Below are 13,962 nucleotides of genomic sequence, written 5' to 3' on the forward strand. Positions count from 1 at the left end.
TGCGGCCCAAAAGCTGACGTCGGTAACGCGTGCGACGTTGTCGCAATGATCAATGACATGGAGCTTGAAAGCTGGTTACGGGCAGCGGAAGGCGAGATCGCGACCGACGCGATCGCCCAATCTTCGGACCAGTCGCGCTGAAGTCGGCTGCGAAAGGCCTGATGGAGGCGTACAAGTATAAAGAACGCACTTGTATGTGAATGGGCGATTTTTACTGATAAATTACAAGGCTATTCACAATGATCTGCCGACCATTGATCTAAGTCAGAGCAGTCAAACCAAACGCCTGCCATGTTCACTCCGTCGCGAGCTGAACGGCCGCCTGAGGGATGCAGGTGTTACTCTACACTTTCCTGGGTCTGTGGTTCATAATCCACGTCGTCGCGCTTGCCTGGTTGGTCGTGGAGATACAGGGAGCGCGGGTATCGTCGCGCAAGGAGACGAGCCGCGACGAGGCTGGGTAGGAGGCGCAAAACATGGTCGACGCGTGCAAGGTCGGGCTATGCAGCCTCTACGATAGCGGCGGTGGCGTCTTCGGTCTGGTTGCGGGCGTAGCGATCGCTGTTGCCCTTATTTGGCTCATCCGGCGCCGGCGTGGGCGCTCAGACGATTAGTCGCGTCATGGCTAGTTAACGCGACTATCGTCCTGCGCGCGTAACGTCCGCTTTCCATCCAAAGACAGACGATCCTTGCAATGTAGGATTTCGCCTGACAGCCGTTTTCGGCTCTTTGATATCGTGACGCTCCTCATCTCCGTGCTCCTGCGAAGGCAGGAGCCTAGGATAGCTATGGGTACACAACTCTGGGTTCCTGCTTTCGCAGGAACGCGGGGGCCAGGTCTGCCTGCACTATCGAATCCGATACCACGCAGAACTTCCGGACATCGGCCGGACAACGCGGTTAGTGTCACCCTGGTGTCAACTTAGCCGGCGCCTCACGGAATCTCGAACAGTCCCGCCCCCCCATGCCGCCCGCGGTGCACATCGATACGACAACGTAGCGCACCCCGCGCTTGCGTCCCTCGATCAGTGCGTGGCCAACCAGGCGGCTGCCGGTCATGCCGAACGGATGGCCGACCGCGATCGCGCCGCCGTTGACGTTGAACTGGTCGGGATCGATCCCCAGCGTGTCGCGGCAATAGAGGCATTGCGACGCGAACGCCTCGTTGATTTCCCACAGCCCGATGTCCGCGACGGAGAGGCCGGCGCGCTTGAGCAACTTGGGGATCGCGAACACCGGGCCGATGCCCATCTCGTCGGGCTCGCAGCCGGCGACCTGGAACCCGCGATAGATGCCCAGGATGTCCTTCCCCTCGGCTTCGGCCGCCTTGCGCTCCATCAGGATCTGCGCCGCCGCGCCGTCGGAGAGCTGGCTGGCATTGCCTGCGGTGATGGATTTGCCCTCCTTGATCACCAGGCCGTCCTTGAACACGGTGCGCAGGCCGGAGAGGATCTCCGCCGTCGTCCCGCCGCGAATGCCTTCGTCCTGCGTGACGGTGACCGCTTCCGTACCGGTCTGATTGCCTTCCTTGTCGAAGGTCGCCTTCTCGACCGTGATCGGCGCGATCTCTTCGACGAACGCGCCCTTCGCCAAGCCGTCGAAGGCGCGTTGCTGGCTCATAGCGGCGAATTCGTCCTGGGCGGCACGGCTGATGTTGTAGCGCTCGGCGACCACCTCGGCGGTCTCGATCATCGGCATGTAGGCGTAGGGCTTCTTCTCGATGACCGACGCGTTCTGATACGGCTTGCCGGCCTGTTTCATCGTCAGCGTGATCGATTCCATGCCGCCGGCGAGCGCGACGTCGAGCTCGTCGCACATGATCCCGCGCGCCGCGAGCGCGATCGCGGTCAGGCCGGAGCCACATTTGCGATCGAGCGTGAACGCCGGCACGCTGGTCGGCAGGCCGGCCGCGAAGATCGTGTTGCGCGCGACGTTATAGCCCTGCGTCCCCCATTCGTTGCCCGCGCCGTAGAACACGTCGTCGATCCGCGCCGGATCGATCCCCGCGCGTTCGACCGCCGCGTTCATCACGTGGGCGCCCATCACCGGCGCTTCGGTCGCATTGAAATAGCCGCGCGCGGCCTTCCCGATGCCCGTCCGGGCGGTGGAAACGATCACGGCTTCGCGCATGCTGCTCTCCCTCTTTCGCGAACCACTAGCGCGTCGCCGCCCGCTCGGCCACACTGCGCGCATGACCGAACCGCTGACCGCCCGCTCGCTCCTGTTCGCCCCCGGCGACTCCCCCGCAAGCTGGAAAAGGCTGGCCTGAGCGCCGCCGACCTCGTCATCATCGATCTGGAGGACGCCGTCGCCGAGAGCGCCAAGCCCGACGCGCGCAAGGCTGTTGCCGAGCATCTCAGGACCACCCACCGTCGCCAGCCGCATTGGGTACGCGTCAATCCGCTCGACACGCCCCACGCATTGCCGGACCTGGCGGCGATCGTGGCCTCGCGGCCCGATGGCGTCATGCTGCCAAAGGCGACGCGCGCGGATGCGGAGGCGCTCAATCGCTATCTCGAAGCGCTAGAGACGGCGGCCGGCCTGCCGCGCGGCAGCATTCCGATCTTCGTGCTCGCGACCGAGACCGCGGCCGGGGTGTTCGACGTCGGCAATTATGCCGGATGCCCCCGCCTAGTGGCACTCAGTTGGGGCGCGGAGGACAGCGCGACGGCGCTCGGCGCAACGAGCAACCGCAACGACGACGGCGCGTACGACTTCCCCTACCAGATGTTCCGCGCGCTTTGCCTGACCGGCGCCGCCGCCGCCGGGGTCAGCGCGATCGAGACGATCCACGGCGATTTCCGCGATGCCGCCGGTTTGGAAACGATGGCGCGCGAGGCTCGCCGCGCCGGATTTCGCGGCATGCTGGCGATCCATCCCGATCAGGTGCCGTTGATCAACGCCGCCTTCTCGCCCTCGTCCGAGGAGATAACGCACGCCGAAGCGATCGTCGCCGCCTTCGCCGCCAATCCCGGCGCAGGCACGGTCGGCCTGAACGGCGCGATGCTCGACATGCCGCACCTGAAACGCGCGCAAGCGGTGCTGACGATGAAGCGGTGAAGGAAAGCGGTTGCAAGCTACCGGTTTGGTAGCGGAGGAGGGACTTGAACCCCCGACCCCAGGATTATGATTCCCGTGCTCTAACCAGCTGAGCTACTCCGCCCAACCGCTTTGGAAGCGGGGCCTATAGGAGCGGGTGGCGCGCCGGGTCAAGCGCACATGTAGCGCGACAGTGGTTGCCACGGCCCGCCGCGATACCACCACGCCGCATAGCCGGCGATCTCCACGGTGCGTGGGCGGAAATCGGCCTGTAGTTCGGCCAGCGACGCCTTCGCCACGGCAGGCTCGACCTTGTTCTGGATCGTGACGTGCGGTCGCCAGGCGCTCGCATCCTGTGGGGTCAGCAACGGCGCCCAGCGGTCGGCCAGTGATGCACGTACTTCCGCGAGTTCCGCGCTGTCGATCCGATAGGCAACGCCGCGGCCCAGCGACACCAAGCCAGCAATCCGCGCCGCCGGCCTACCCTCGCGCGCCGCCACCGCCAGTTGCTCCCGCACCTCGCCCGCCAGCGACGGCGGCAGATGGTGGAACATCGTCAGATGCGCTTGCAGGAAATTGCGCTCGGGCGGGAAATGCGCCCGCCGCTGTCGGTCGAACCACCCCTGATCCTCGCGACCGAACAGCGCCGTCACGATGATCGGCGCTGGATCGCTCAAATCTCGACCTGACTCCCCAGCTCGACCACGCGATTGGTCGGCAGGCGGAAAAATTCCATCGCGCTTTCTGCGTTGCGAAGCATCCAGGCGAACAGCTTTTCGCGCCAGATCGCCATTCCCGGCTTGGCCGAGGGCAGCAACGTCTGCCGCGCCAGGAAGAAGCTGGTGTCCATCATCTTGAACTTGTCGCCGCACCCGGTGACCAGATTCAGCGCCGCCGGCACGTCTGCCTCTTCCATGAAGCCGTATTTGATCACCACGCGGTGAAAGCCGTGGCCGAGATGGTCCAGATAGATGCGCTCGCCCTGGGGATGGTACGGCACGTCGGCGATCTTCACCGTCAGCAGGATGATGCGTTCGTGCAGCACCTTGTTGTGCTTGAGGTTGTGGAGCAGCGCGTGCGGCACGCCGTCGGCGCTCGAGGTCATGAACACCGCGGTGCCCGGTACGCGGCTGGCGTGGCTGGCGGCGGACTGGATGAAGACCTTGATCGGCATCGCCGCCTCGCGCAGCCGCGCCATCATCAGCTGACGTCCCTTCGCCCAGGTCGTCAGGATCGTGAAGACGATGAACCCGACCAACAGCGGGAACCAGCCGCCATCCGGGATCTTGGTCATGTTGGCCGCCAGATAGGCGCCGTCGACCAGGAAGAAGATGCCGAGCAGCGGGATCGCCGCCCATTTCGGCCACTTCCACAGCCGGAACAGCACCACGCCCAACAGGCAGGTGTCGATCGTCATCGCCCCCGTCACCGCGATGCCGTAGGCGCTCGTGAGGTTGGACGAGGTGCGGAAGAACAGCACCAGCAGGATGACCATCGTCAGCAGCATCCAGTTGATCAACGGGATGTAGATCTGCCCCGCGGTCGATGCGCTGGTATGCTCGATGCGGAGCCGCGGCACGAACCCGAGCTGGATCGCCTGTTGCGTGACCGAGAACGCGCCGGAAATCACCGCCTGCGACGCGATGCAAGCCGCCGCGGTCGCAAGCAGGACGAGCGGAAGCTGGAGATATTCCGGTGCGAGCAGGTAGAACGGGCTCTCCAGCGCCGGCTGACCCGCACGGGTGAGCAAGGCGGCCTGGCCCATATAGTTGAGGATCAGCGCGGGTAGGACGAAGAACAGCCACGACAGCCCGATCGGCCGCCGCCCGAAATGCCCCATATCGGCGTAGAGCGCTTCTGCGCCGGTCACCGCCAGCACGACCGAGCCCAACGCCAGGAATGCGCGGTGTGGGTCGAGCAGAAAGAATTCGACCGCATAATGCGGCGAGAACGCCCACAATACGCCCGGCGTCGCGCTGATGCTGATGACACCCAACGTGGCGATCACGCCAAAATAGAGCAGCATGATCGGCCCGAAGAACAGACCGACCTTCGCGGTTCCGCTCTTCTGGATGAAGAACAGGAAGATCAGGATCCCGATCACGATCGGCAGAACGAAATGGCCCATGCCCGGCTGCGCGACGGCGAGGCCCTCGACCGCCGACAGCACCGACACCGCCGGGGTGATCATCGAGTCGCCATAAAACAATGAAGTCGCGAACACGCCGAGCAGGATGATCCCGGCGGTCCACCTCTTGTTACCCGCGGTGCGCGAGATCAGCGCGAGCAGCGCCAGGCTGCCGCCCTCGCCCTTGTTGTCGGCACGCATGATGATGGCGACGTACTTGATCGTCACGACGATCATCATCGACCAGAACATCAGGCTGGTGACGCCCATGATGTGCGCGGTGTCCAGGCTCAGCTTGTGGTGCCCGGCAAAGGTCTCGCGGAAGGCATAGAGCGGGCTGGTGCCGATATCGCCGAACACGATACCGATCGCGCCGACCGCCAGCTTGACGATGCCGTCATTGCCATGCCCGTGCGCATGCGCAACGGGCGCGATATCTTCGCGTCCGCTGGTTTCGGTGGATGCAGACTGGGTTGCCGCGCTCATCGCGCGACCGAACGGAAGGTCATGTTGACCGGAATGCGCCCCTGTTCTCGTTGGCCGCGCGTTAGCATTGCGGAAGAACGCCCGCAACGAGACATTGGATGCATCGTTACGGTCGGCGAATCACTTCGCGGATGACGAAATGCGACGCGAGCCGGGTCACCCCCGGCAGCCGCGACAGCGTCTCGCGATGGATTCGCTCGAAACTGTCGTCGCGCGTCACCTCGACATGAAGCATATAGTCGGCCTCGCCGCTCATCAGAAAACAGTCGCGCACCTGCGGACATTCCGCGATTTCCTTCTCGAATTCGGCCATCGTTTCCTGGCGCTGATCGCGCAGCGTCACGTTGACCATGACGACGCTGGGATGGCCCCGCGCCTCGCGCGACAGCACCGCGCGGAACCCCGCGATCAGGCCGCGCTCGCGCAAGGACCCCACGCGCCGATGCGCCGCGCTGCCCGACAGACCCACCTTCTCGCCCAGCTCCGCGCTGGTGAGATCGGAATTGCTGACGAGATGGCCGAGAATCTTGCGATCGAGATGGTCGAGCATTTTTTCTCACTATCGAAAGTAATGACGCAATCATTTCCCGCCAAGGCCTTCACCAGCGGATAATTTTGCGAACCTCTCTCGCCCTTCTGGCTGTATTCCCGCGACAACGCAAATAGGAGAGTGACATGCGAGTCGGTGTCCCCAAGGAAATCAAGAACCACGAATATCGCGTCGGCCTGACCCCTGCTTCGGTGCGCGAACTGACCCACGCCGGGCACGAGCTGATCGTCGAGACGAAGGCCGGCATGGGCATCGATTTCGACGATCAGGCCTATATCGACGCCGGCGCTCGCATCGTCGCTACCGCGGCGGAAGTGTTCGACCAAGCCGAGATGATCGTGAAGGTCAAGGAGCCGCAGCAGGTCGAGATCGCGATGCTGAAGCCTCATCACTTGCTGTTCACCTACCTCCACCTCGCCGCCGACAAGCCGCAGGCCGAAGGCCTGATGAAGTCGGGCGCGACCTGCATCGCCTATGAGACGGTGACGGACCGCAAGGGCGGGCTCCCGCTCCTGAAGCCGATGTCCGAAGTCGCCGGCCGCATGTCGGTCCAGGTCGGCGCGCACTACCTCGAAAAGGAACAGGGCGGCCGCGGCGTACTGCTCGGCGGCGTGCCGGGCGTGGCGCCGGCCAAGGTCGCGATCCTCGGAGGCGGTATTTCGGGCGTCAACGCCGCGCAGATGGCGGTCGGCATGCGCGCCGATGTGACGATCTACGACATCTCGAACGACCGCCTGGCCGAACTCGACATGTTCTTCTCGTCGCAGATCAAGACCGAATACGCGTCGAAGGCTGCGATCGCCGAAGCCGTAAAGAGCGCCAGCCTGGTGATCGGCGCGGTGCTGGTTCCCGGCGCGGCGGCCCCCAAGCTCGTTACGCGCGAGATGATCAAGACGATGCCGCGCGGATCGGTGCTGGTCGACATCGCGATCGACCAGGGCGGCTGCTTCGAAACCAGCCACGCGACCACGCACGAAGACCCTGTCTTCGAAGTCGACGGCGTGATCCACTATTGCGTCGCCAATATGCCCGGCGCGGTCGCCCGCACCTCAGCGTTCGCGCTCAACAACGCGACGCTGCCGTTTGCGCTCAAGCTGGCGAACATGGGCGCCGAGGCCGCGATGAAGGCCGATCCGCACCTCGCCGCTGGGCTGAACGTCTACAAGGGCAAGATCACCTTCAAGGCGGTCGCCGACGATCTCGATCTGCCATACGAGGCGTGGAACGGTTGAGCCGCGCGGCGGCGGCGGTTAGAACTCTCATCGAATAGGAGAAAAGCGATGAGATCGATCGTCCTGATCGCCGCCGTGCCGCTGGCGCTGACCGCGTGCAAACTCGACGGCGCAAGCAATTCGAGCACGGCGATGTCGGGCAATGCGACCGCCGCCGACGCGATTCCCGACACGGTGGTCGTAAACGGCGTCACCTACGTGCGCGCCGGAGCGGACAAGCCGGCACCCGTGGCGCCACCGACGCCGTCGTCGCTGTCGGGTGTAACACCTCCGCCACTGTCCGACACCGGGTCGTCGGTCCCGCCCAACACCGGCGAAAGCGGTGCCGCCGCCGATCACGGCCAATAAGTCAGCGCGAGGCTTTCGCTCGAGCAATGTAATCATCGAGCAGCGCCAGACGTTTGGCGATCTCATCGCGATGCTCCGTGCCGGGCGGCGACAACGCGAGCGCCCGCACCCAATAGGGCCGCGCCGCCGCCAGCTGTCCGGTGCGGACATAAGCCCAGCCGAGGAAGAAAGGCGGCCCCGGATGATCGGGCGCGACGCGCATCGCCTGCTGGTACGCGAACAGCGACGCCGGCGAGACCAACCCGTGGTCGTGCAGCGCGATGACGTTGCCCAGTTCGGACCACAAAGCGGCGTTCTTCGGCGCATAATCGACGCCCCCGGTGATCACGCGCGCAGCAAACTCGGTCTTCCCCATGCCGAGCGCGACGTCCGAAATCCCGAAATACATCGATTCACCGCCGAAGCGGCCGAACATCTTGTTGCGCAGATCGAGATAGGTCGGATCGGGCGGTAGCTTGATCTGTTCCGCCGCGACCGGCTCGCCGCGCAGCTTCGGCTCGCCTTGCCAAGCATAGCCCGCCGCGCCGAGCATCAGGAACGACCCGACCAGCGACCAAAGTAGTCGCGGCACGCGCAGCACGACGAGCAGCGCCGCCACCGTCGCGGCGATCAACGCGAGCATCACCCAGCCCATCAGCGCCCCTTCTTCCGAAAACTCGACCGCGCGATCGCCGCGCCCGCGATTAGCAGCACGACCGGTGCGAGCCATAACGGCCATGTCATCGCGCCGAGCGGCGGGTCGTAGGTGATGTAGTCGCCATAGCGTTCGATCAGCCACGCGCGGACGTGATCCGGCGTCTCGCCCGCCTGGATGCGCTCGCGGATGACGCTGCGCATGCTGCCGGCGATCGCGGCGTCGCTGTCGCCGACCGACTGGCCCTGACACTCGACGCAGCGGATCGTCGCCATCAGCGCCTTGGCCTGTGCCTCCTTGGCGGGATCGCGCAGTTGGACGTCGGCGAGCGATGACTGCTGCGCCCAGGCCGGCGCGGCGATCAGCGCGAGGGCGATCAACGCGCGCCTCACTTCGCTGCCCGCCATGCCGCGACGATGCCGTCCACCTCGTCGGCGCGGATGTCGCCGACATGCTGCATCACGATCCGCCCGCGCCCGTCGATCAGGAAGGTTTCGGGTACGCCGGATGAGCCCAGGGCGATCTGCACCTTGCTCGCCTTGTCGTCGCCGATCCGCTGGTACGGGTCGCCGTAGGTCGCGAGGAAATCGCGCATGCCGTCGGCCGTGTCGTTTGTCGCGACCGCGTCGATCGGCACCCCCAGCGCCTTCAGCCGCATCAATTGCGGCGCCTCGGCCTTGCACGGCAGGCACCAGCTCGCGAACACGTTGAGCAAGCGCGGCTGACCGCCACCATAGCCGTTCTTCGCGACGCCCGGCTTGCCCGGCAGCAGGGCCGGCAGCGTGAAGTCGGGCAACGGCTTGTCGGTCAACGCCGAGCGCACCGTGCGATTGGCGGGCTTGAGCAGGCCGAACCCGACCAGCGCGAACAGCCCCGCGAACAGCAGCAGCGGCAGCCAGAGCAGCGCCCGCTTCATGCGTAATAATCCTCGACGACGCGCACCCGCCCGCGCCTAACGCGCCCGATCAGCGACAGCATCCCGCCCAGCGCGACCATCGCTCCGCCCAGCCAGATGAAGGTCACGAACGGCTTCCACCACAGCCGCAATTGATACCCGCCGCTCGGGTCGGGTTGGCCGAGTACGGTATAGAGTTGCCCATCGAGCCGCGTCGCAATGGCGGATTCGTTGGTGCTCGTCGGCGGGTCGGAGAAATAGCGCGCTTGCGGCGACAGGATGAACGGCGCGCCGCCCTCCCCGCGCGTGACGCTCAGGTCCGCGGCGATTGCCGACCAGTTCGGGCCGATCACCGGCCGCAATCCCTTCAGCCGCACCCAATACGGACCGACCGCATGCGGCTCGCCGATCCTGGCGACGACCAGGGTTTCCTTGGTGAACGCACTGTCGCTCGCCATGCCGGCCAGGCTCACCGCGATGCCGAGATGCGCGATCACCATGCCCCAGGTGAACAGCGGCGTGCGGCGCAGGTTACGCCCCCACAGCGGCGCGATGCTCGCGACTGCCAGCCCCGCCGCCAGCGCGAGGCCGGCGAGCGGCAGCACGCCGATCCCCCACGCAAACGGCACCAGCACGATCAGCGCGACGCCGAACCCCGCGACCGGCCACGTCATCCGCTTGAGCAGCGCGTTCGCCTGGTCGCGCCGCCAGCGCAGCAGCGGCCCCGCTGCCATGAACACGACCAAGCCCAGCGCGATCGGGCCGGTCGTCTTGTCGAAGAACGGCTTGCCGACCGACAAATGCACGCCGAACCCGGCCGCGACGATCGGGTACAGCGTCCCGATCAGCACGATCCCCAGGATAACCGACAGCAGCAGATTGTTGACGACCAGCGCACCCTCGCGGCTCAGCGGCGCGAACACGTTCCCCTGCCGCACCGTCCCGACCCGCATCGCGAACAACGCCAATGCCCCGCCGATATAGATCGCCAGCAGCGCCAGAATGAACGCCCCGCGTTCGGGATCGACCGCGAAGGCATGCACGCTGGTCAGGATGCCCGACCGCACCAGGAACGTGCCGATCATGCTCATGCTGAACGCAACGACCGCCAGCATGATCGTCCACGCCCGCAACCCATCGCGTGTCGCCAGCACGCTCACCGAATGGAGCAACGCGGTCGCCGCCAGCCACGGCATCAGGCTGGCATTCTCGACCGGATCCCAGAACCACCAGCCGCCCCAACCGAGCTCGTAATAGGCCCAGTAACTGCCCGCGGTGATGCCCAGCGTGAGGAACACCCACGCCCCCAGCACCCAGGGCCGCATCGCCCGCGCGAACGCCGGCCCGACCTCGCGCGTCACCAGTGCGCCGACCGCGAACGAGAAGGCGACCGAAATGCCGACATAGCCGATGTACAAAGTCGGCGGATGGAACGCCAAGCCGGGATCCTGCAGCAACGGGTTGAGGCCCTCGCCGTCCGCCGGCGCCGGAAACACCCGCGCGAACGGGTTGGAGGCGATCAGCAGAAACGCGTAAAACCCGACCGCGATCAGCGCCTGCGCGCCGATCGTAGCGCTTAGCGTCCGCTGATCGAGCCGCCGCTCGAACACCGCGACCGCCGCGCCCGCTATCCCCAGGATCGTGACCCAGAGCAGCATCGAGCCCTCATGGTTCCCCCACGCACCCGCCAGTTTGTAGAGCATCGGCTTGGCCGAATGGCTGTTCTCGACCACCAGCTTCACCGACATGTCGCTCTTCGCGAACACCAGGATCAGGCACAGCATCGCCAGCGCGACGAGGAAACCCTGCGCGATCGCGACGGGACGGATGGCACGGACCATCTCTTCGCGCGCGCTGTAGACGACGTTTGCCGCCAGCAGCAGTTGCAACCCCGCCATCGCCGCCGCCAGCCACAGCGCGGCAAGCCCCGCTTCGGCGATCATTGCTTCAGCGACTTGGTTTCGTGCAGCTTGCCCGCGAGTTCGGGGGGCTGGTATTTCTCGTCATGCTTGGCGAGCAGATTGGTCGCGACGAAGCTGCCGTCGGGCTGGAACTGCCCTTCGGCAACCACGCCCGAATTTTCGCGGAACAGATCGGGCGCGATGCCCTTGAACGTAACCGGCGTCGTCGCGGTGCCATCGGTCACGACGAAGCGCATCGTTACGCCGTCCGCCGCTTTCCGGATCGATCCACCCTGCACAAGCCCGCCGAGCCGTACCGCACGCCCGAGCGGCAGCCCCTGCTTCTTTACGTCACCCGGCGCGTAGAAGAACGCCGCTTGATCCTTGAGCGCCGACAGCGCCAACCCGCTCGCACCCGCGACCGCGAGAACCGCCAGTCCGGCGAGCCACATTCGTTGATGTTTCGGCTTCACTTGCCGTCGCGCTCCGCCGCGCGCATCGCGCGCCAGCTGGCCAACACCAGGCCCGCGGTAGCTGCCAGGGTCAGCGCATAGGCCGCCATCACGAACGCCCAATGATTCACGCCGCCATCCTGCGCAGCCGCGCCTCGCGCTTCTCGCGCGCCAGCATCGCCCGCATCCGCATCAGCACGACACCAACGAAGATGAGGCTGAACCCGGCCAGCGTGAACCATAACGGCCACAGCATCGAACGATCGATCGTCGAACTCGTCAGCCCGATGCTCTCGCCCTGATGCAGCGTGTTCCACCACACCACCGAATAGCGGATGATCGGCAGCAGCACGGTGCCCGCGACGCCATAGATTGCCGGCACGCGCCCGTCCCCGCCCTGCTCGGCATCAGCCCGGGCCAGCGCCATATAGGCGAGATAGACGAAGAAGAGCAGCAGCATCGACGTCAGCCGCCCATCCCATTGCCACCAGGTGCCCCACGTCGGCCGCCCCCAGATCGATCCGGTCGCCAGACACAGGAACGCGAACAATGCGCCCGGCAAGGCAATCGCCCGCGCCGCGACCCGCGCCAACGGATGCCGCCACACGAGATAGACGATCGACGACACCGCGATGCCGGTCCAACCGCCCATGCCGAGCCACGCGGTCGGCACATGGATGTAGAGGATGCGCACGCTGTCGCCCTGCAGATAATCGGGCGGCGTCAGCGTCAGCCCTGCCCAGCACCCGAACAGCACCAGCGCGATCCCCGGCCACAGCAAGGCCGGCGTCAACGGCTTGGCGAGCCGCAGGAAACGCGCGGGATTGGCAAGGGCGTGGAGGCTGGGCACGATCACAAGCGGATAGGCGAAGATTCAGGCGGCGTCATCACCGATGCGCGCCGACAATTTCCTTCCAATGTAGGATTTCGCGTGACACCGTCACGACTCGCTCTTTCTCATCGTCGGTCACTGCACATTGCGACCAAACGCGTCCGGTCCACCATCGCGCCGAACATGCGCGCTAGTGTCAACCTGGTGTCAACTTAGCGCGATCAGCCCCGCCCGATCAGCCGCCGCGCGATCGAATCCGCCACGTCGGACGACGGCGCGCCGGTGCGGTCGCTTTCGTCCCACACTTCGACCAGCCGCTCGGGGATCTTGGCGATGCGCGCCTCGACCTCGGCCTGGTCGCCCTGGCCGAGATATTCGAGACCGACATTGATGATGCCGCCCGCGTTGATGACATAGTCGGGTGCATAGAGGATGCCGCGGGCGTGAAGCCGCGCACCATCCTCCTTGGTTTCGAGCTGGTTGTTGGCGCCGCCCGCGATCACCTTCGTATTGAGCGCCGCGATCGACTGCTCGGTCAGGATCGCGCCGAGCGCGTTGGGGCTTACGATGTCGGCCTGAAGCGACAGGATTTCGTCGGTGCCGACCGTATCGGCACCGAGCTCGGCCGCCAACGCTTTCGCGCGATCGGCATTGACGTCCGCCAGGGTCAGCTTCGCGCCGTCCTTGGCGAGCAGCTTGGCCAGCCCGCCGCCGACACTGCCGACGCCCTGGATCGCGACATGCACGCCCGCCATCGATCGACGCCGAGCCCGCGCTTCGCCGCAGCCTTGACGCCCTGATACACGCCGCTCGCGGTGTACGGCCCGGGATCGCCGCCCGCGCCGCCCGCCGCCACCGGCAGGCCGGACACGTGACGCGTCTTGGTCGCGATCACCTTCATGCTCGCTTCGGACATGCCGACATCCTCGGCCGTCACGTAGCGGCCGCCGAGCGATTCGACCGCGGCGCCGAACGCTTCGAGCTGGGCATCGGTAATCTTGTCGCCGGGATTCGCCGCCAGCACGACGCCCTTGCCGCCACCGAGCGGCAGGCCGGCCATGGCGTTCTTGTAGCTCATCCCGCGCGACAGCCGCAGCGCGTCGGTAGTCGCCTTGTTCGCGTCGGCATAATGCCAGAAGCGCACGCCGCCCGCCGCCGGCCCGAGTGCGGTGGAATGCACCGCGATGACCGCGGTCAGTCCCGATGCAGGGTCGCGGAACAGGTGGACGCCCTCATGGTCGTCGAAATCGGACAAGTCCCAAACTGAAGTCATGGTCGCTCCGGGGGTAGCGAAGAAAATTACGAACGCGCGTAATATTGTTTTAGCGCGGCAAACGCGAGTCTCTTTGCATCTTTGCAGAGAAAATGGGGCGACCGACGGGACTTGAACCCGCAACTTCCGGCATCACAAGCCGGCGCTCTAACCAATTGAACTACGGTCGCCGCGAAGCGCTCGCCCCTAGCG

General features: G+C 65.6%; 13 protein-coding genes, 2 tRNA genes and 2 pseudogenes. 3 read left to right on the plus strand and 14 right to left on the minus strand.

Features of this window, described 5'->3' with window-relative positions; all coding sequences use genetic code 11:
* Positions 1-934: 934 nt before the first annotated feature.
* Positions 935-2,130: pseudogene (locus FPZ24_RS09685) on the minus strand (acetyl-CoA C-acyltransferase).
* On the opposite strand from FPZ24_RS09685, the gene FPZ24_RS09690 reads away from it, so the two are divergent.
* Positions 2,032-3,060, plus strand: coding sequence for an HpcH/HpaI aldolase/citrate lyase family protein (locus FPZ24_RS09690; RefSeq protein WP_338061646.1), 1,029 nt, complete (start codon positions 2,032-2,034; stop codon positions 3,058-3,060). The pseudogene FPZ24_RS09685 and the gene FPZ24_RS09690 sit on opposite strands and share 99 nt — an antisense overlap.
* Before the next feature lie 26 nt (positions 3,061-3,086).
* Here the strand turns inward: FPZ24_RS09690 and FPZ24_RS09695 are convergent.
* The 4 genes from FPZ24_RS09695 to FPZ24_RS09710 all read right to left on the minus strand — a co-directional run bounded on the left by FPZ24_RS09695 (position 3,087) and on the right by FPZ24_RS09710 (position 6,203).
* A tRNA-Met gene (locus tag FPZ24_RS09695) sits at positions 3,087-3,163 on the minus strand.
* Between the two features lie 46 nt (positions 3,164-3,209).
* Positions 3,210-3,716: a 2'-5' RNA ligase family protein gene (locus FPZ24_RS09700; protein WP_146571492.1), complete on the minus strand. Its 507-nt coding sequence runs from the start codon at positions 3,714-3,716 to the stop codon at positions 3,210-3,212.
* On the minus strand, positions 3,713-5,653 hold the full coding sequence (locus FPZ24_RS09705; RefSeq protein WP_146571494.1) for a potassium transporter Kup: 1,941 nt from the start codon (positions 5,651-5,653) through the stop codon (positions 3,713-3,715). Before FPZ24_RS09705 ends, FPZ24_RS09700 begins: the two co-directional genes overlap by 4 nt.
* Positions 5,654-5,759: 106 nt before the next feature.
* Complete coding sequence (locus FPZ24_RS09710) at positions 5,760-6,203, minus strand: Lrp/AsnC family transcriptional regulator (RefSeq protein ID WP_146571496.1); 444 nt, start codon at positions 6,201-6,203, stop codon at positions 5,760-5,762.
* Between the two features lie 125 nt (positions 6,204-6,328).
* Between FPZ24_RS09710 and ald the strand changes: the two genes are divergently transcribed.
* A complete protein-coding gene (ald, locus tag FPZ24_RS09715; protein ID WP_146571498.1) occupies positions 6,329-7,435 on the plus strand; it encodes an alanine dehydrogenase in 1,107 nt (368 codons plus the stop codon).
* Between the two features lie 48 nt (positions 7,436-7,483).
* A complete protein-coding gene (locus FPZ24_RS09720) occupies positions 7,484-7,783 on the plus strand; it encodes a hypothetical protein (protein ID WP_146571500.1) in 300 nt (99 codons plus the stop codon).
* Between the two features lies 1 nt (position 7,784).
* On the opposite strand, the gene FPZ24_RS09725 is transcribed toward FPZ24_RS09720, so the two are convergent.
* The 9 genes and pseudogenes from FPZ24_RS09725 to FPZ24_RS09765 all read right to left on the minus strand — a co-directional run bounded on the left by FPZ24_RS09725 (position 7,785) and on the right by FPZ24_RS09765 (position 13,940).
* Positions 7,785-8,501, minus strand: coding sequence for a tetratricopeptide repeat protein (locus FPZ24_RS09725; protein ID WP_186728717.1), 717 nt, complete (start codon positions 8,499-8,501; stop codon positions 7,785-7,787).
* Positions 8,417-8,824 carry a cytochrome c-type biogenesis protein gene (locus FPZ24_RS09730; RefSeq protein ID WP_146571504.1) on the minus strand — a complete coding sequence of 136 codons (408 nt, stop codon included), beginning with the start codon at positions 8,822-8,824 and terminating at the stop codon, positions 8,417-8,419. Before FPZ24_RS09730 ends, FPZ24_RS09725 begins: the two co-directional genes overlap by 85 nt.
* On the minus strand, positions 8,806-9,333 hold the full coding sequence (locus FPZ24_RS09735) for a redoxin family protein (RefSeq protein ID WP_146571506.1): 528 nt from the start codon (positions 9,331-9,333) through the stop codon (positions 8,806-8,808). The genes FPZ24_RS09730 and FPZ24_RS09735 overlap by 19 nt, the downstream gene beginning before the upstream one ends.
* Positions 9,330-11,255, minus strand: coding sequence for a heme lyase CcmF/NrfE family subunit (locus FPZ24_RS09740; RefSeq protein ID WP_146571509.1), 1,926 nt, complete (start codon positions 11,253-11,255; stop codon positions 9,330-9,332). Before FPZ24_RS09740 ends, FPZ24_RS09735 begins: the two co-directional genes overlap by 4 nt.
* The gene (gene ccmE / locus FPZ24_RS09745) at positions 11,252-11,686 is read right to left on the minus strand and encodes a cytochrome c maturation protein CcmE (RefSeq protein WP_146571511.1); all 435 of its coding nucleotides are present in this window, start codon (positions 11,684-11,686) and stop codon (positions 11,252-11,254) included. The genes FPZ24_RS09740 and ccmE overlap by 4 nt, the downstream gene beginning before the upstream one ends.
* Positions 11,683-11,796, minus strand: a complete 114-nt coding sequence (gene ccmD, locus FPZ24_RS09750) for a heme exporter protein CcmD (RefSeq protein WP_146571513.1) — start codon at positions 11,794-11,796, stop codon at positions 11,683-11,685. The genes ccmE and ccmD overlap by 4 nt, the downstream gene beginning before the upstream one ends.
* Positions 11,793-12,515 carry a heme ABC transporter permease CcmC gene (ccmC, locus tag FPZ24_RS09755; protein WP_146571515.1) on the minus strand — a complete coding sequence of 241 codons (723 nt, stop codon included), beginning with the start codon at positions 12,513-12,515 and terminating at the stop codon, positions 11,793-11,795. The genes ccmD and ccmC overlap by 4 nt, the downstream gene beginning before the upstream one ends.
* A 203-nt stretch (positions 12,516-12,718) precedes the next feature.
* Positions 12,719-13,770, minus strand: a pseudogene (locus FPZ24_RS09760) (Leu/Phe/Val dehydrogenase).
* Positions 13,771-13,863: 93 nt separating this feature from the next.
* Positions 13,864-13,940, minus strand: a tRNA-His gene (locus tag FPZ24_RS09765).
* Positions 13,941-13,962 lie beyond the last annotated feature (22 nt).

The organism is Sphingomonas panacisoli, assembly GCF_007859635.1.
Lineage (GTDB): Bacteria > Pseudomonadota > Alphaproteobacteria > Sphingomonadales > Sphingomonadaceae > Sphingomonas > Sphingomonas panacisoli.

Coding starts and splice junctions, on each gene's coding strand:
- ald (WP_146571498.1), top strand. CDS start 6,329: ATGCGAGTCGGTGTCCCCAAGGAAATCAAGAACCACGAATATCGCGTC.
- FPZ24_RS09705 (WP_146571494.1), bottom strand. CDS start 5,653: ATGAGCGCGGCAACCCAGTCTGCATCCACCGAAACCAGCGGACGCGAA.
- FPZ24_RS09710 (WP_146571496.1), bottom strand. CDS start 6,203: ATGCTCGACCATCTCGATCGCAAGATTCTCGGCCATCTCGTCAGCAAT.
- FPZ24_RS09730 (WP_146571504.1), bottom strand. CDS start 8,824: ATGGCGGGCAGCGAAGTGAGGCGCGCGTTGATCGCCCTCGCGCTGATC.
- FPZ24_RS09740 (WP_146571509.1), bottom strand. CDS start 11,255: ATGATCGCCGAAGCGGGGCTTGCCGCGCTGTGGCTGGCGGCGGCGATG.
- FPZ24_RS09720 (WP_146571500.1), top strand. CDS start 7,484: ATGAGATCGATCGTCCTGATCGCCGCCGTGCCGCTGGCGCTGACCGCG.
- FPZ24_RS09725 (WP_186728717.1), bottom strand. CDS start 8,501: ATGGCCGTTATGGCTCGCACCGGTCGTGCTGCTAATCGCGGGCGCGGC.
- FPZ24_RS09735 (WP_146571506.1), bottom strand. CDS start 9,333: ATGAAGCGGGCGCTGCTCTGGCTGCCGCTGCTGCTGTTCGCGGGGCTG.